The following is a 15,783-nucleotide window of genomic DNA, read 5'->3' on the forward strand; positions in this document are numbered from 1 at the left end:
GTGGGGGATGACCGGAGCCGTCTGGTTGGTCGGGCTGCTCCTCGTGCTGCTGGCCGCAGCGGCGGGTGCCGCCGCGGGCACCGTGGCCGTGGCCCGGCGAGGGTTGCCCGCAATCGGCGACGACGCCCGCGACCCGGGCCGGGCGCGTCGGATCCTCGACGAACGGCTGGCGGCGGGGGAGATCGACCTCGACGAGCACGAGCGGCTGCGGGCCGCGCTCGCCCCCCTGGAGCGGAGCGACCGGTGACCACGCGACCCGGGACGCGGCCGGCTGCCGGGGACATCTGCGTGGCCGTCGTCCGGTCGGCGCTGGGAACCACCCGGCTGTTCGTCAGCGGTGCCTTCGCGCGACCGGCGGGCCTGATCGGGCGCCGGCTGCGGAGCGACGACGGTTCGCGGTCGACGGTGTTCCGGGAGACGGCCCTCAGGGGCCGGCCGCCGTCCGACCCGGTCGTGCTCGTGGTCCGGTTCCGGCTGCGGTGGGTCGGCCGGTCGCGGTGGGCGCACGCCGTGTTCCGCGCGACCTGTGGGCTCAGCACCCCACTGTTCGCAGGCTTCCCGGGCTTCGTGACCAAGCTCTGGCTCGCCGATCCGTGGACCGGGGTCTACCGCGGCGTCTACGAGTGGGACGGGGCCGAGCGTGCCGAGTGGTACGCGGCGCGGCTCACGCGGGTGCTGGCCCTCGTGTCCGTGCGGGGCTCGATCAGTCATGTGGTGGTGGAGGGGCTGGACCGCGGCCGGTTCGTCGACGGGGGCCTGCCCCTTCCCGGCGGAACGCCTTCCGAGCGGAGGGCGTCATGAGGAACCCGGGACCGACGACCTGCGCGGGTCCCAGGCGAGGTGACCGACGTTGACCGTGACCGCCGGATCGGGAACCTTCCCGCTGACGGGGCGGCCGCCCCGGATCGTCGTGCTGGCCTGCTCGGCGGGTGGGCTCGATGCCCTGGCCCGGGTCCTGAGGCCGCTGCCCGCGGATCTGCCCGCCGCCTTCGTGGTGGTGCAGCACCAACGTCCGGGCCAGGGCGGTCTGCTCGCTCCGATCCTCGCGAAACGGTGCTGCATGCCGGTTCACGAGGTGCGGCACGGCGAGCTGCTCCGCGAGGGCCGTGTGTACGTGGTCCCGCCCGGGCGGCACGCGCTGGCGACAACCGCCGGGACGCTCGCCCTCATCTCCACCGACGGGCCCCCGCCCTACCGGCCCTCCGCGGACCTGCTGCTGTCCTCGTTGGCCGTCACCGCCGGGCCGCGGACCATCGCCGTGATCCTCTCCGGTGGTGGGTCGGACGGCGCCACGGGAGCGGTGGCCGTGCACGATTTCGGCGGGACCGTCCTCGCGGCCGACGAGGCCTCGTCAGCCCACTTCGCCATGCCCGCCGCGGCGATCGCGCGGGACGACGCCGTCGACCGGGTCCTCCCCGTCGACGACATCGCCGCCGCACTCGTCGCCTTGCTCGGGCGGGCGGAGCTCGGGCGGGCGGAGACGCCCACCACCGCCGCGCCGGGCCCCGTCGGCCGGGCCGGCATCTGAGGGCCGCCGACGAGGCCGACAGGTCGGGCCCGTGGGCAGGACGGCACTCCTACCCCAGCCGCGTCCGAGCAGTATCCACAACGGATCCGAGCGAACCAGGAGGACACCGTGCACGAGGCGAAACGGTGGACCGTGTCGATCGACATCGACGAGTACGAGGGCAGAACGCGTGCGGTGGCGCACCTGCACACCCGCGACAGCGACCGCGTGGTGGGCGTCGGTCTGGCCCGGTTGAACCCGGCCGACCGGGACGTGCCCGAGATCGGTGACGAGCTCGCGGCTGCCCGGGCACTGTCGGAACTCACCCACCGGCTGCTCGACATCGCCGCGGGCGACCTGGAGCGGGCCAATGCGCCGGTGCGGCCCGGTGGTTGACACTGTCACGCGGGCGGGGTGCCGAGGCGGTTGGCCCCCTGAGGGTCCACGACATCGGCGCTGACGTCGGGAACGAGGCTCTCGGGCCGTCCCAGGAGCCGGGCGATCTCGCGCAGGAGCCGTCCGCCGGTGGCGCCGTCGCTGGCCCGGTGGTCCGCGGCGAGCGTGAGGTCCACGACCGGGCGGGGGACCACGGCGTCGTCGACGACCCAGGGGCGGGTCCGCACGGTGCCGAGGCCGATCAGTGCGACCTGGGGCGGGTGGATGACGCCGATGACGCTGTCGACGCCGAGGTCACCGAGGTTCGTCACGGTCGCGGTGGCGCCGCCGACCTCCGACGAGCGCAGGTGCCCGCTGCGGGCACGGGTCCCCGCCCCGGCGAGGGTGTGCATGAGCGCGTCGAGGCCGAGGGTGTCGGCGTCGCGCAGCACGGGCACCGCCAATCCACCACCTCGCAGTGAGACGGCGACGCCGAGGTGGACGCGGTCGGAGGGGCGGAAGGCGTCGTCGACCCACTGTCCGTTGAGCTCCGGGATCGCGCGCAGACCCAGGGCGACCGCGCGTAGGAGCAGCGCAGCCGGCAGTACGCGGTCCTGTACGGGGATGCTCCGGTTGTGGGCACGTAGGCGCGCCAGCGCCGCTGCCAGGTCCACCTGGGTGCTCAGGTAGTAGTGCGGGATCTCTCGCTTCGAGCGAGCCATCAGCGCGGCCGTCACACGACGCGGGTCCGCAACGGGGCGCGGGGCCGGCGCGCTCCCGGCAGGTTCCGGCAGGTCTCGGGCCCGGACGAGCCCACGGGGGCCCGAGCCGCGGACCGACGCGAGGTCCAGCCCGCGCTCGACGGCCAGCCGGCGCGCGTACGGACTCACCCGCGGCCGGTGCGGTGTCCGCTCGACCGGGTGCAGGGCGCGCTCCAGGTCGGCTCGTGTGATCCTTCCTCCCGGCCCCGTGCCGGGCACGGCGCGCAGGTCGATCCCCGCCTCGGCCGCGTGGAGCCGGACCAGGGGTGACCCGACCCGTGGCCCGGGCGCCGGTCCGGGTTCCGGTGTCGGCCCGGGTTCCGGCGGTGGCCCGGGTTCGGGCGGCGGCACGGGTGGCCCGGGCTCGGGTGGCGGCCCGGGTTCGGGCGGGGGCACCGGTTCCGGCGGTGGGGACGGCGGTCCCGGCGGTGAGGGTGGGGGTGTCGGTGGTGATGGCACGGGCGGTGTCGGGCCGGGCTCGGGTGGTGGGATCGGTGGTACCGGGGGCGGCTCGGGACCGGGCGGCCCGGGCGGTCGGGGTTGTGGCGGCGGCGGGGGGCCCGGACGAGGCGCCCGCGCAACCCCCACGGACCCGATCACGGCCAGCGGGGTGCCCACCGGGACCTTCCGTCCCACGTCGACGAGCAGCTGCTGCACCACCCCGGAGTCGAAGCACTCGACGTCGATGACCGCCTTGTCGGTGTCGACCACGGCGATCACGTCGCCGCGGTGGACCTCGTCGCCAGGTGAGACGAGCCATTCCAGGACGGTGCCCTCGGTCATGTCGGCACCGAGCGCCGGCATCGTGAACGCGGCCATGTCAGGCGACCGCCCGCCGGGCCGCCTCGACGATGCGCCCCACCGAGGGCAGCGCCGCCTCCTCCAGCTGACGGGCGTAGGGGACCGGCACCTCGACTGCGCCGATCCGCTCGACCGGGGCGTCGAGCTCGTCGAGCGCCTCCTCCGCCACCCGCGCGACGATCTCGGCCCCGGGTCCGCCGGTGCGCCACGCGTTGTCCACCACCAGGAGCCGGTGGGTGCGGGCGACCGACTCGAGCACCGTCGCCGTGTCGAGCGGGCGGAGCGTGCGCAGGTCCACGACCTCGGCGGAAAGGTCGCCGGTCGCCAGCTCGGCGGCCGCGTCGAGGGCCGGGGCGAGCGTGCCGCCGTAGGCCACGACCGTGACGTCGGAGCCGGCCCGGCGGACCGCCGCCCGGTCGAGGTCGACCGGGCCGGGGTCCGCGGCGAGCTCACCGCGGACGCCGTACGAACCGATCTGTTCGAAGACGAGCACCGGGTCCGGGTCGGCGAGCGCGGTGGCGAGCATGCCGCGGGCGTCCTCCAGGGTCGCGGGAGCGACCACTCGCAGGCCGGGGACGTGCGCGAACCACCCCTCCAGGGTGTGCGAGTGCTGGGCGGCGAGCTGCCGTCCGGGGCCGGTGGGGATGCGCACGACGAGCGGCACGCTCAGCTGCCCGCCGGACATGTGTCGCAAGGTCGCGGCGTTGTTGACGATCTGGTCGAGCGCGAGCATGGCGAAGTTGACCGTCATGATCTCGACGATCGGCAGGGCGCCCCCGAGGGCGGCGCCGATGCCGGCACCGACGAACGCCGACTCGGACAGCGGCGTGTCCCGCACCCGCTCCTCGCCGAACTCCTCGAGCAGGCCCTGGCTCACGGCGAAGCAACCGCCGTAGCGGCCGACGTCCTCGCCCATGAGGAAGACCCGGTCGTCGCCGGCCAGCGCCTCGCGCAGGCCCTCGCGGAAGGCCTCGCGGAAGGTGAGGGTGCGGGGTTCGGCCGTCACGGTCACCGGGCGACCTCCGGGTCCATCGTGGTGGTCACGAAGCGGGTGAGGTCCTCGACGGGTTCGACGGGGGCCGCCTCGGCCGCGCGCTCGGCCTCGTCGATCTCGCGTCCGACGGCCTCCTCGAGCTCCTTGCGGCCCGCGTCGTCCAGCAGTCCGTCGGCGGTGAGGTCGGCGGCCAGCAGCTCGACGGGGTCTCGCAGGCGCCAGGCCTCGACCTCGGCGCGGTCGCGGTAACGGTCCGCGTCGTACATCGAGTGCGCCCGGAAGCGGTAGGTGCGCAGCTCCAAGAAGCAGGGCCCGCCACCCGCGCGGGCGGTGTCGACCGCGAGCGCGGTGGCCTCCCGCACCGCGACGGCGTCCATCCCGTCGACCGCCCACGACCGGACCCCGTAGGACCCCGCGCGCAGCGCGAGATCGGTCTCGGCGTGGCTGCGGGCGAGCGCGGTGCCCATCGCGTACCGGTTGTTCTCACAGCAGAACACCACCGGCAGGTGCCACAGCGCGGCGAGGTTGAGCGACTCGTGGAACTCGCCCTCGGCCACCGCGCCGTCGCCGAACAGGCAGGCGGTGACGCGGGGCCGCGCACGCAGCCGGTCCGCGAGGGCCAGACCGACGGCCACGGGGATGCCACCGGCGACGATCGCGTTGCCGCCGTAGAAGCGCCGGCTCGCGTCGAACAGGTGCATCGAGCCGCCCCGTCCGCGGCTGCAGCCGGTCACCCGGCCGAACATCTCGGCGAGCAGCGACTCCATCGGCACGCCTCGCGCCAGCGCATGCCCGTGCTCGCGGTAGGTGGAGACGACGGCGTCCTCGGCGCTCAACGCCGCCAGCACACCGGCCGCGACCGCTTCCTCGCCGACGCACAGATGCAGGAAGCCGCGGATCGCACCCGCGCTGTAGAGCTCGACGCACCGCTCCTCGAAGCGCCGGATCCGCAGCATCGTCGTGAACAGATCGCGCGCGCCGGTGCCGCTCATGGTGAGCCCGCCGTCAGGGCCGCGGCGTTCTCCAGTGTGGAGAGATCGCCCTCGGGCAGCCCGAGCTCGCGGGCCCGGAGCAGCCGGCGCATCACCTTGCCGCTGCGGGTGTGCGGCAGTGCCGGGGCGAACTCGACCGACTTCGGGGCCACCGCGCCGAGCTCCCGGCGCACGAAGGCCAGCAGCTCGCGGCGCAGCTCCACGCTCGGCTCCGCGCCCGCCCGCAGCGTCACGAACGCCTTGACGATCTCTCCGGCAGCCGGGTCCGGGACGCCGATCACGCCCGCCTCCGCGACCGCCGGGTGCCGCATGAGCGTGCTCTCGACCTCGAAGGGGCCGATCAGGTGGCCGGCGGACTTGATGACGTCGTCGGCGCGGCCGACGAACCAGTACCAGCCGTCGCGGTCGCGGCGGGCGATGTCGCCGGTGAGGTACCAGCCGTCGGCGAAACACTCGGCATAGCGCTCAGGGGCGTCCAGGTAGCCGCGGAACATCGACGGCCATCCGGCGCGCAAGGCGAGCTCGCCCTCCGCCTCGCCGTGCAGCACCTTGACCCGGCCGTCGGGGGCCACCACGGCCCGCCCGTCCGGGCCCTGTTCCAGCAGCCCGGCGCCGATCCCCGGCACGGGCCGACCCATGGAACCGGGGCGGATGTCCGAGCCCGCGAAGTTCGCGATCATGATGGCGCCCGTCTCGGTCTGCCACCAGGTGTCGTGGACCGGTCGGCCGAGCACCGCGTCCGCCCACACCACGACCTCGCCGTTGAGCGGCTCGCCGACACTGGCGATCAGCCGCAGCGCCGACAGGTCGTGCCGCCGCGCCTCCTCCGGGCCGGCCGCCATGAACATGCGCAAGGCGGTCGGCGCGGTGTACCAGACCGTCACGCGCTGCTCGTCGAGGACGCGGTACCAGCGGCGCACGTCGAACTCGCGGGCGTCGGCAACCAGAGTCGCCCCCACGACCAGCGGGGCGACGATCCCGTAGGAGGTGCCGGTGACCCAGCCGGGGTCGGCGGTGCACCAGTAGACGTCGTCGGGCCGCAGGTCCAGGGCCGCACGGGCAGTGGCGTGGTGGGCGACCACGGCCTCGTGCACGTGCACGGCGCCCTTGGGGGTGCCGGTCGTACCGCTGGTGAAGTGCAGCAACGCCGGGTCCTGCGGGTCCGTGGGACCAATGCGGTACTCGGGGCCGGCTGCGTCGAGCAGGGCGTCGAGCGAGCAGCCGTCCTCGCCCGGGGGCCCGACGACCAGCACGTGGCGCAGTCGAGGCAGGGCGTCCCGAATCGGGGCGACGGTCCGCCGGTACAGGGCGGGTGTGGTGACCAGGACCGCGGCCTCGCCCAGCTCCAGCCGGCAGCGCACCGGCTCCGGGCCGAAGGCGGAGAACAGCGGGGCCAGCACAGCCCGCGCCTTCAGCGTCCCGAATGCCACGACGTAGAGCTCGGGCCTGGCGCCCAGCAGGGTGAAGACCCGCTCGCCGGGCCGGACCCCGAGGGTGCCCAGGGCGTTCGCGAAGCGGTTGCTGCGCCGGGCGAGCTCACCGTAGGTCAGCTCGTGGACCGTGCCGTCGCGGTCCAGGAACCGCACGGCCGTCCGGCCCCGGCGGGCGGGGTGGGCGGCGTGCCGATCGACGGCCTCGTGGGCGATGTTGAGCCCGGTCCCACCCGGCAGCCCCGACAGCTCCAGCCGGGCGTGCGTCCAGCTGAACTCGCGCCGGGCGCGTCCGTAGTCACCCATGATCGCCGCGCGCCGGACGTGGTCCGGCTTGCCGATCGTGCCGTAGGACATGGCACGAGGGTGGCGGAGGCGGCGCCGACACGGCAGGGGCCCGGGGCCTCGCGCCGGGGGACCTCCGTCCCCGACCTTCGGGACGTGACGAGGTCGAGGGCTTACGACCCGAGTCCGCGGGCTCGCCACCGCTCTAGCGTCCCGGCCATGACGCGCAGCACACCCGCTGGCGAGCAGGGTCGACAGCGGAAGCCCACTGCCGGGGGAGCGGCAGCGGGAGCGGTGCTCCGGGCGGCCGCGACGGAGCTGCGGGCGTCGTGCAGGGCCGCGGCCCGTGGCCCGTGGCGATGGGCCGGCCCCGACCCCGAGGTCGTCGGGGAGGAAGGGCACGGGCATCCGCTGAGCGCGAAGGACCTGGCGCCCCCCTCGTCCCGCGTCGTCGTGGGGCCCACGGCGGCCGGGCCGACGCGGGTCGGCCACGTGAGGGATCCGCGTATCGCCGAAGCGTTGGCCGACCTCCTCACCGCCCTCGCGGACCAGGCGGAGCGACCGGGCACCGACGCCGCCGCGGAGCCCTACCGGTCGGCGCTCGCGGTGGCCGCCGCACTACGGGCCGAGCGGTAGGACGTCCCGAGGGCGGCCCAGGCTCCGTACCCGCCGAGCAGGTCGGACACGTCGGCGAACCCGGCGCGGCGCAACAGCGAGGCGGCCACGCTGGAGCGGTAGCCGCCGGCGCAGTAGGCGACCACGGGCCGGTCCGACGGGATCTCGGCGAGGCGCTTCGGCAGCTGCGCGAGCGGGATGTGCCAGGCGCCCGGGATCGCACCCCGAGCGAGCTCACCGGAGTTGCGGACGTCGACCACGACCGGACGCACCGGCCCGTGCAGCGCCTCGGTGAGCTGTGGAGCGGTCACCCGGCTGGCGCGCGCGATGCGCCCCGGCGCGTCGACGAACGCATCCTCGGGCTGGCGCAGGTAGCCGGCGACGCGGTCGAACCCTATGCGAGCGAGCCGCACCACGATCTCCTCCTCGCGGTCCTGCGGGGCGACCACGACGACCTGCTCGTCCGGGCGCACGACCGTGCCCGCGCTCTCGGCGAACCGACCGTCGGCCGGGACGTTCAGTGAGCCGGCCAGGTACCCGGCGGCGAACTCCTGCGGGTCTCGGGCGTCGACCACCACCGCCCCGGCCTCCTGCAGCCGGAGCACCTCGGCCAGGTCGAGCGGCTGAGCGTGCCGGGCGGGGTCGAACACCTCGTGGGCGCGGCGGTTGAGCACCGCGTCGTAGACGAAGTAGTCCGGCGCCGCCGGCTGACCGGCAGTCACCAGGGCGACGAAGTCCTCCTCGTCCATCGGCCGGCACGCGTAGTTCCCGGTCCGCTGCTCGCCGATGGTCGACGAGCGCTCGGTGGAGAGGTTCTTCCCGCAGGCCGAGCCGGCGCCGTGGGCCGGGAAGACCCGGACCCGGTCGGGCAGGGTCATCAGCCGGAGAACCGAGGCGTACAGCATCCGGCCGAGGTCGTCGGCGGTGTGTCCGATCGAGGCGAGCAGATCGGGCCGCCCGACGTCGCCGATGAACAGCGCGTCCCCGGTGAGCACGCCGTAGGGCACCTCGTCGCCGGCGTGTTCGTACACGAGAACGCTGATCGACTCGGGGGTGTGCCCGGGTGTCTCCCAGATCTCGAGGACCACGTCGCCCAGCGCGACGCGTTCGCCGTCGGCGAGGTGTCGCACGGGGAACTCGGCCTGAGCCCGGGAACCGAACCCGATCCACGCCCCCGTGGCCTGCGCCAGCTCGAGATGACCGGCCAGGAAGTCCGCGTGGAAGTGCGTGTCGATCACCCCGACGATCCGCAGCCCGTGCGCCTGCGCGTCGGCGAGGTACTCGCCCACGTCACGGCGGGGGTCGACGACGACCGCCTGCCCCGTCGTCTCGTCCCCGACCAGGTACGACGCCTGGGACAGGCAGTCCAGGTAGTACTGGGTGAAGATCATGGCCGCCCTCCTCGCTCGTGGGTGTACTGACACCAGGGGAACCCCCGCGGGTATGGCACCTCTTCCCGGCGATCGGCCCGTCCTCGGTGGGCGAAGGGCCCGACGTCCGGCGAGTCCGTTGACCTCTTCGCTCGTCGCCGCGCCCGGGGTGTTGCCGACCGTCGCCTGCACCGGGGGTTGCGGGTGATCAGAGGGCCAGCAGGTTCCGGACGCCGACGAACAACCCGACCGCGACGAGCAGCCACGCGAACGCGATCCCGAGGGTGCGCCCGGAGAGCCGGTCGGAGATCCGCTTGCCGAGCAGGGTGCCGACCACGGCGGCCAGGGTGAACGGCACGACGACCCGCCAGTCGAGGTGCAGGGCGCCGAGGCGCGAGACCATCGACGAAACCGAGTTCAGCGCGATGATCAGCAGCGACGTGCCGATCGCGAGGGTCATCGGCATCCGGAGCATGATCACCAGCACCGGCACCACGAGGAACCCGCCGCCGACGCCGAGGAAGCCGGTGAGGAAGCCGACCGAGGCGCCTCCCACGGCGACCTTGGCCGCGGTGGCGAGGAGCGGACCTGCCCGCGACCGCCTCTCCGTCGCCAGGGCCGTCCCGGCCGTCCCCGGATCGGAGGCGGGTGCGGTCGCGGTGCCGCCGGGACCGTCCGCTTCGTCGCCGGTCGGGTCCGTCGCGGCGTGCTCGGCGGCCCGTCGCCTGCCGCGAGCGTCGAGCAGCATCGCCATCGCGGCGACCAGGGTCAGGCCGGCGAAGGCGAGCATGAGGGTGGGTTGGTCGACGCGCCGGTTGAGGGCGGTGCCCAGCCAGGCCGCCGGGATCCCGACGACGCCGAACATCACGCCCGTCCGCCAGTCGACACCCCCGGACCGGGCGCGCGCGATCACGCCGACGGTGGCCGTGACGCCGACGATGACCACGCTGGCCGTGGTCGCGGCCTGGGCAGGCTGCCCCAGCAGGTAGACCAGAGCGGGCACCGTGAGGACCCCACCGCCGCCGCCGAGGCCGCCGATGACGGCGCCCATGACGAGCCCGAGCAGCGCCGCCAGGACGATCATCAGGCCACGCCGCCCGGCGTGCCGTCGTCCCGGACGACGACCCCGCCCTGCGCCGCCCACGCCTGCATGCCTCCGGCGAGGTTGCGCACGTCCCGCCCCGCGGCGGCGAGCAGCCGCGCGGCCTCCCCGGAGCGGCGGCCGGAGCGGCACACCGCCACGACGATCCGGTCCGCGGGGACGGCCGACGGGTCGACCGCGAGCAGCGGCAGGTGGACCGCGCCGGGGATGTGGCCGGCCGCCCACTCGGCGGGCTCGCGGACGTCGAGCAGGAGGGCCCCCTGCGCGGCGAGTGCCTGCGCCTCGGTGGGGTCGACCTCGCCGACCGGGTCTGCTGCGCTCATGATGCGGTCCTCAGTCCTGCTCTCACTTAATGGGAGAAGCTGCCCGTAATGTACGGTCATTTGACGGGGTGCGGCAAGCGACGTCGTACGCGCGGCGGGACGGGGCTACGGCTGGGTGGAGCCGCGCGCGGCGAGGCCGGAGTCCGGACCGTCCTGCCGGTCCGTCGATGTCGACGCGGCGGCGAACTCGCGGAAGGCGTCGAAGGCGCGCGGGGCGTACACCGTGGCCGGCCCGCCGTTCATCAGGATCGCGACGCCGAGCGCCTCGGCCACCTGGGCCTCGCTCGCGCCATGGGCTGCCGCGCCCTGGGCGTGCGCCGCGATGCAGCCGTCGCACTCCCTGGTCACCGCGATCGCGAGTGCGACGAGCTCCTTCGTGCGCCGGTCCAGGGCGCCCTCGGCCAGCGCGGCCTCGTGCAGCCCGGCGTAGCCGCGGTAGACCGCGGGGATCGCCCGGCGCAGCTGCCGACCCAGCTCGCGCACGTCGTCCCGGACCGCCGCGCCGTGCTCGTGGTGTCCCATCCCCGACCTCCCCGTCCTCGGCGGGACCTGCTCCCGACCGTCGAGTCTCGCGGGCTTCCCCGTCCCCGTCCCCGGTCGGAGGAACGGCGACCGGGCGTCCTTCGACCCGATCCGGGCGCCGGACGGCCCCGACCGGAGTGCAGGATCGTCACATCCCCTTGTCGTCGGGGCGGGGCGGATGGTGAGCTGGTCCGGTGAGCTCTCGGGGCAGGTCGACGCCGCACGCGTTCTGCGTGTGCCTCCTGGCGGCGGACCAGCTCTCGGTCGACGACCGGCGCTGTCGCCCGCAGTCGTAGCGCCGCCGGTCGAGCCGGGCCGGCGCCCGTCGTCCGTACCGACCAGACCCCGAGGACCCGCCGTGCCTGCCGACGCCCGCTCCGCCGCCACCCCTCGCGTGCCCGTCCCGGGCACTGAGCGAGGCCGTCCGGCCCCCGACCTGTACACGGCCGAGCCGGAGCCGCCCCGTGGCGTGCCGGCCCGGTGGGTGTCGCTGGTGTGGCGCATCGGCGCCGCGGTCCGGGCGGCGCACTCGTCGTCCGTCCCCTTCTGACCGCCCGGCCCGACGCGGCCCCGCCCGATCGGGGTCTCACCGGACCACGACCGTGGCCATCATCCCGGCGTCCTCGTGATCGAGGATGTGGCAGTGGTACACGCTGCGGCCGGTGTGGGTGGTGAACGCGATCCGCACCCTGACCCAGCCGCCCGCCGGCACGAGCACCACGTCCTGGGGGACGCCGGTCGTCGGCCTGCCGTCGCTGGCGGCGACCACCGTGAACGGCCAGATGTGCAGGTGGAACGGATGGGCGAGCGGACCGGAGTTGAGGACCGTCCACTCCTCGACGGTGCCGGCCGCCACGACCTGGTCGTCGCGGTCCGGGTCGAACGGGCGCCCGTCGATCGTCATGCGCGCCTGCCCGCCGCCCCCCATGGGGCCGCCCATGCCCATCTGGAACGTCGTGGACCGCCGCGCGGTGGCGGGCGCGACCGCGGGCTCGGCGGGCAGTGTCGCCGGCAAGGCGGGCGCGGACGCCGCCGGCCCGTCGACGACGAGGGTGGCGAGGGTGACCGGCTCGCCGGACCGCGAGCCGGCCATCATGCCGTTCCCGCGGTCGACGGGGTCGAGGATCAAGCGGAAGCGCCCGGCCACCACGGGTGAGACGACGACGTCCATCCGGTTGCCCGGCGCGAGTACCGCCTGCCCGTCCGTGACCGGCGCCGGGAGGAAGGTGCCGTCCTGCGCGATCCGCGCGAGCGGGTGGCCCTCCACCCGCAGCATGAACACCCGCGAGGTGCAGGCGTTGACGATCCGCCAGCGCTGGGCGTGGCCGGCCGTGGCCGGCACCACCGGCCGGTGCTGCCCGTTGACCAGCACCAGGTCGCCCTCGCGTCCCTGCATCCGGTCCATGGCGCCTACGGCGGCGACCGAGCCGTCCGGATCGAGCGTGATGTCGGTGACGAGCAGGACCCGGTCGTCGGCCACGGGGAGCGCCGGACCGCCGTCGACGAGCAGGGCGCCGGCGAGGCCACCGAAGAGCTGGTCGGCGACCATGCCGTGGTGGTGCGGGTGGTACCACTGCGTGCCGGGCGGGTGGTGGGCGGGAACGCGGAAGCGGTAGTCGAACGACGCGCCCGGTTCGATCCGCACGAAGGGGTTGTCGCCGTCGCCCTGTGGGGAGACCCGCAGGCCGTGGGTGTGCAGGTTGGTGGGCTGGTCCAGGTGGTTGGTCATCCGCACCGCCAGCTCGTCGCCCGGCCGTACCCGCAGCGTCGGCCCCGGCGAGGAGCCGTTGAACCCGAGGGCGCGGGTCTCACGGCCCGCGATCCGCACTCCCGCGGCCGCGACCAGCTCGACGTCCAACCGGCCGTCCCGGCCGACCAGCTCGGCGGGCCGGGCGAGCTCCTCGTCCGTGGAGCCGCCCGGGACCTGGCCGCCCGCCCGCGCGGTCGGTCCGTCCGTGGCCACCCAGCCGGCGGCGCCTGCGATCACGGCCGCGATCCCGGCGCCGCCGAGCGCGAGTGCCCGGCGGCGGCTGATACGCGTCAACGCTCGTGCTCCCTCCACTCGCCACGGTGTCCGCGGGACCGATCCTCGGAGCAGGGGAGAAGGGCCCCTGCACCGCGGCTGTGGTCCGCTACCGCTCACCTCGTCGGCCGTCCCGGGCGAGCGTCTCGAGGACGCGGGCCGGGTCGACGGACTCGCCGCTGCGGTTGTAGGGGAGCGCGGACAGCAGCCGGGCCATGGCGCAGGTGTCGGTGAGCGCCGAGACGGTCAGCCCCGCGCCGATCGCCCCGGCGAGCGCGACCACGGGGCGCTTCCACAGGCTGCCCAGGACCCCGGCGGTGACGAGGGTCCCGGCGACCAGGCGGACCTGCCGTTCGAGCGCCCACCGGGCCCGGCCGCGCACGACCTCGCCGCCGGCCCGCTCGAAGGCCGGAAGGCCGCCGTCGAGGACGTGCAGGTCGCCCATCCCGACCGCGGCCAGGCGGCGCTGGGCGTCGGTGGCCCGGACCCCGGACTGGCAGACCAGCACGGTGCGGTGGCCGACACGTTCGGCGACCTGGGCGGCGTGCTCGCCGAGCAGGGGCAGCGGCACGTTGTAGGAGCCGTGGACGTGCACGGTTCCGAACTCGGCCGGACTGCGGACGTCGATGATCGTGAGGCGCTCGGAGGCCTCCATCCAGGTCTGCAGGGTCCGGGGGTCGACGGTGTGGCCGGGTGCGGGGCCGGCGGTACCGCCGGAGGGGGCGTCGGTGGTCACTGGTCCTCCGGTCGTCGTGTGGTCGGGAAGGGCGCCGGGATCTACCGGGCCCGGGCGGGCTCGGGCTGCGCGGCGTGCAGCCCGGCGTCGGCGGCGTGGGCGTAGTCGTCGTCGACCAGGACGAGGTCGCGGCCGGGGCGGTCGAGGATCGACGCGGCGATCGAGGCGCGGTAGCCGGAGCCGCAGTAGACCCACACCTCGCCGTCGGGGACCTCGTCGACGCGTTCGGTGAGCTCGTGGATCGGGATGTGGAGCGAGCCGCGGACCCCGCCGCCGGCGCGCTCGTCGTCGCGGCGGGCGTCGAGCACGGTGAACGCTCCCGGCCGGTCGGCCAGGGCGGCGGCGAGCCCGGCGAAGTCGCTGACCGGGTAGGAACGCAACGGCTGTCCGTCGGCGAGCTCGTCGATCTCGCCGTAGGCCATGCCGGCGAGCCGGTCGATGCCGATCCGGACGAGCTCGCGGCGGGCCTGGGTGACCTGCTCGACCGACTCCCCGATCAGCGTCAGCGGGGCACCCCACGGGTAGAGCCAGCCCAGGTAGGTCAGGAAGTTGGTGGACAGCTCGAACCCGAGCGAGCCGGCCAGGTGCCCGGCGGCGAACGCGGTGCGCTCGCGCAGGTCGACCACCCACTCCCCGGCCTCGATCCGCCGCCTCAGCTCGGCCGGGTCGACCGGCTCGGGCAGCGACAGGTCGACCGGGGCGGCGCCCGCGCGGTTGAGCGGGCTCATGTGGGCGTAGTAGGCCGGGTACGCGGCGAGCCCGGCGATCAGGGTGTCGACGTAGTCTCGCTCGGCCAGGGTCAGCGCTGGGTTGACCTCGGCCTGCGCGCCGACCGTGGAGGCGTCGCCGCTGGTCGGGGTGGCCGAGCAGAAGCTGCCGAACCCGTGGGTCGGGTAGACCGGGGTGTCGGCGGGTAGCTCGGCGGCCAGCCGGCGTACCGAGTGGTACTGGGCGTGGGTGAGCGCCTCGGTGTCCTCCGGGCGCACGAGGTCGGTGCGCCCGGTGGCGCCGTAGAGCATCGAGCCGCCGGTGAACACGCCGTGGACCCGTCGGTCGGCGTCCTGCAGGACGTAGCTGACGTGGTGGTGGGTGTGCCCGGGGGTGTGCAGCACCCGCAGCCGCATCCGGCCCGCCTCCAGCACCTCGCCGTCGGCGACGGGCCGGAACTCGAACTCCAGCTCGTCCCCGCTCGCGAGCACGTACGTGGCCCCGGTGGTACGGGCCAGCTCGAGGCCGCCGGAGACGTAGTCGTTGTGCACGTGGGTCTCCACCGCGAGCGTCAGCCGCAGCCCGCCCGCGTCGAGCAGCCCGGTGATCCGGTCGATGTCGCGTTGCGGGTCCACCACGACCGCGGTCTCGCCGTCGTGGATCAGGTAGCTGCGGTCGCCGAGGCTGGTGGTCTCGATCGTCTCGACCCGGAACGCGGCCGGGTCGGTCGTCCGGTTCTCGTCGGTCATATTCGCCATTCCTTCCCTACCCCGTAGGGTATCTAGGATCGATGGGTCGGCGCCGGTCTCCGGCGGGCCGGGGTCAGGCCAGGGAGAGGAAGAGGCGCTCCAGCTCGTCCTCGTTCACCCGCTGCGAGCCGTCCGCGTCCTCGGCGATGCACTGGCGCAGGCCGGTTGAGATGATCTTGAAGCCGGCCTTGTCCAACGCGCGTGACGCCGCGGCGAGCTGGGTGACCACGTCCTTGCAGTCGCGGCCCTCCTCGATCATGCGGATGATCCCGCCCAGCTGCCCCTGCACGCGCTTGAGCCGGGCCACCACGTCGGTCAGCTTCGCCGCGTTCACGTCCATGGCACGTCTCCTCGAGCACCGTCCGGAGTACCCCGGGGGGTATATCTGGAGACTACCAGATCAGCACGCTCCCGGCATGGCGACAGCCGGTCGACCTGTCCCCCCGAATCGGGAACGGGCGCCGTGCCGAGGTCCAAGGTCCCACGACGG

General features: G+C 74.8%; 16 protein-coding genes. 4 read left to right on the forward strand and 12 right to left on the reverse strand.

Annotated features, from left to right (window positions below; genetic code table 11):
* The first annotated feature begins 7 nt into the window (after positions 1-7).
* The 4 genes from PKE99_RS03200 to PKE99_RS03215 all read left to right on the forward strand — a co-directional run bounded on the left by PKE99_RS03200 (position 8) and on the right by PKE99_RS03215 (position 1,903).
* Positions 8-247 carry a hypothetical protein gene (locus PKE99_RS03200; RefSeq protein WP_037039735.1) on the forward strand — a complete coding sequence of 80 codons (240 nt, stop codon included), beginning with the start codon at positions 8-10 and terminating at the stop codon, positions 245-247.
* On the forward strand, positions 244-801 hold the full coding sequence (locus tag PKE99_RS03205; RefSeq protein ID WP_051736638.1) for a hypothetical protein: 558 nt from the start codon (positions 244-246) through the stop codon (positions 799-801). Before PKE99_RS03200 ends, PKE99_RS03205 begins: the two co-directional genes overlap by 4 nt.
* 55 nt (positions 802-856) lie before the next feature.
* Complete coding sequence (locus PKE99_RS03210; protein WP_051736639.1) at positions 857-1,528, forward strand: chemotaxis protein CheB; 672 nt, start codon at positions 857-859, stop codon at positions 1,526-1,528.
* Between the two features lie 108 nt (positions 1,529-1,636).
* Positions 1,637-1,903 carry a DUF1876 domain-containing protein gene (locus PKE99_RS03215; protein WP_037039737.1) on the forward strand — a complete coding sequence of 89 codons (267 nt, stop codon included), beginning with the start codon at positions 1,637-1,639 and terminating at the stop codon, positions 1,901-1,903.
* A gap of 5 nt (positions 1,904-1,908) precedes the next feature.
* On the opposite strand, the gene PKE99_RS03220 is transcribed toward PKE99_RS03215, so the two are convergent.
* The 12 genes from PKE99_RS03220 to PKE99_RS03275 form a co-directional block, all read right to left on the reverse strand.
* A complete protein-coding gene (locus PKE99_RS03220; protein WP_063739626.1) occupies positions 1,909-3,462 on the reverse strand; it encodes a dihydrolipoamide acetyltransferase family protein in 1,554 nt (517 codons plus the stop codon).
* Position 3,463: 1 nt separating this feature from the next.
* Entirely contained in the window at positions 3,464-4,456 is a 993-nt protein-coding gene (locus tag PKE99_RS03225) for an alpha-ketoacid dehydrogenase subunit beta (protein WP_037039739.1), read from the reverse strand.
* Entirely contained in the window at positions 4,453-5,430 is a 978-nt protein-coding gene (gene pdhA, locus PKE99_RS03230; protein ID WP_081923673.1) for a pyruvate dehydrogenase (acetyl-transferring) E1 component subunit alpha, read from the reverse strand. The genes PKE99_RS03225 and pdhA overlap by 4 nt, the downstream gene beginning before the upstream one ends.
* Positions 5,427-7,217, reverse strand: coding sequence for an acetate--CoA ligase (acsA, locus tag PKE99_RS03235; RefSeq protein ID WP_037039742.1), 1,791 nt, complete (start codon positions 7,215-7,217; stop codon positions 5,427-5,429). Before acsA ends, pdhA begins: the two co-directional genes overlap by 4 nt.
* A 515-nt stretch (positions 7,218-7,732) precedes the next feature.
* Positions 7,733-9,151, reverse strand: a complete 1,419-nt coding sequence (locus tag PKE99_RS03240) for a rhodanese-like domain-containing protein (protein ID WP_051736640.1) — start codon at positions 9,149-9,151, stop codon at positions 7,733-7,735.
* 187 nt (positions 9,152-9,338) lie between these two features.
* Positions 9,339-10,214 carry a sulfite exporter TauE/SafE family protein gene (locus tag PKE99_RS03245; RefSeq protein ID WP_037039747.1) on the reverse strand — a complete coding sequence of 292 codons (876 nt, stop codon included), beginning with the start codon at positions 10,212-10,214 and terminating at the stop codon, positions 9,339-9,341.
* Positions 10,214-10,555 carry a rhodanese-like domain-containing protein gene (locus PKE99_RS03250; protein WP_037039749.1) on the reverse strand — a complete coding sequence of 114 codons (342 nt, stop codon included), beginning with the start codon at positions 10,553-10,555 and terminating at the stop codon, positions 10,214-10,216. Before PKE99_RS03250 ends, PKE99_RS03245 begins: the two co-directional genes overlap by 1 nt.
* 105 nt (positions 10,556-10,660) lie before the next feature.
* Entirely contained in the window at positions 10,661-11,077 is a 417-nt protein-coding gene (locus tag PKE99_RS03255) for a carboxymuconolactone decarboxylase family protein (RefSeq protein ID WP_037039752.1), read from the reverse strand.
* Positions 11,078-11,663: 586 nt separating this feature from the next.
* Positions 11,664-13,121, reverse strand: a complete 1,458-nt coding sequence (locus PKE99_RS03260; RefSeq protein WP_037039757.1) for a multicopper oxidase family protein — start codon at positions 13,119-13,121, stop codon at positions 11,664-11,666.
* Between the two features lie 88 nt (positions 13,122-13,209).
* A complete protein-coding gene (locus PKE99_RS03265; protein WP_051736641.1) occupies positions 13,210-13,836 on the reverse strand; it encodes a rhodanese-like domain-containing protein in 627 nt (208 codons plus the stop codon).
* Positions 13,837-13,877: 41 nt separating this feature from the next.
* On the reverse strand, positions 13,878-15,293 hold the full coding sequence (locus PKE99_RS03270; RefSeq protein WP_051736642.1) for an MBL fold metallo-hydrolase: 1,416 nt from the start codon (positions 15,291-15,293) through the stop codon (positions 13,878-13,880).
* 73 nt (positions 15,294-15,366) lie between these two features.
* Entirely contained in the window at positions 15,367-15,633 is a 267-nt protein-coding gene (locus PKE99_RS03275) for a metal-sensitive transcriptional regulator (RefSeq protein ID WP_037039760.1), read from the reverse strand.
* Positions 15,634-15,783 lie beyond the last annotated feature (150 nt).

Origin of the sequence: Pseudonocardia halophobica (assembly GCF_027922425.1) — a bacterium.
Classification (GTDB): Bacteria; Actinomycetota; Actinomycetes; order Mycobacteriales; family Pseudonocardiaceae; genus Pseudonocardia; species Pseudonocardia halophobica.

Excerpts from the sequence above, each read along its gene's own strand:
- PKE99_RS03255 (WP_037039752.1), bottom strand. The coding sequence starts at position 11,077 with ATGGGACACCACGAGCACGGCGCGGCGGTCCGGGACGACGTGCGCGAG.
- PKE99_RS03245 (WP_037039747.1), bottom strand. The coding sequence starts at position 10,214 with ATGATCGTCCTGGCGGCGCTGCTCGGGCTCGTCATGGGCGCCGTCATC.
- PKE99_RS03250 (WP_037039749.1), bottom strand. The coding sequence starts at position 10,555 with ATGAGCGCAGCAGACCCGGTCGGCGAGGTCGACCCCACCGAGGCGCAG.
- pdhA (WP_081923673.1), bottom strand. The coding sequence starts at position 5,430 with ATGAGCGGCACCGGCGCGCGCGATCTGTTCACGACGATGCTGCGGATC.
- PKE99_RS03240 (WP_051736640.1), bottom strand. The coding sequence starts at position 9,151 with ATGATCTTCACCCAGTACTACCTGGACTGCCTGTCCCAGGCGTCGTAC.
- acsA (WP_037039742.1), bottom strand. The coding sequence starts at position 7,217 with ATGTCCTACGGCACGATCGGCAAGCCGGACCACGTCCGGCGCGCGGCG.
- PKE99_RS03275 (WP_037039760.1), bottom strand. The coding sequence starts at position 15,633 with ATGGACGTGAACGCGGCGAAGCTGACCGACGTGGTGGCCCGGCTCAAG.
- PKE99_RS03270 (WP_051736642.1), bottom strand. The coding sequence starts at position 15,293 with ATGACCGACGAGAACCGGACGACCGACCCGGCCGCGTTCCGGGTCGAG.
- PKE99_RS03220 (WP_063739626.1), bottom strand. The coding sequence starts at position 3,462 with ATGGCCGCGTTCACGATGCCGGCGCTCGGTGCCGACATGACCGAGGGC.
- PKE99_RS03200 (WP_037039735.1), top strand. The coding sequence starts at position 8 with ATGACCGGAGCCGTCTGGTTGGTCGGGCTGCTCCTCGTGCTGCTGGCC.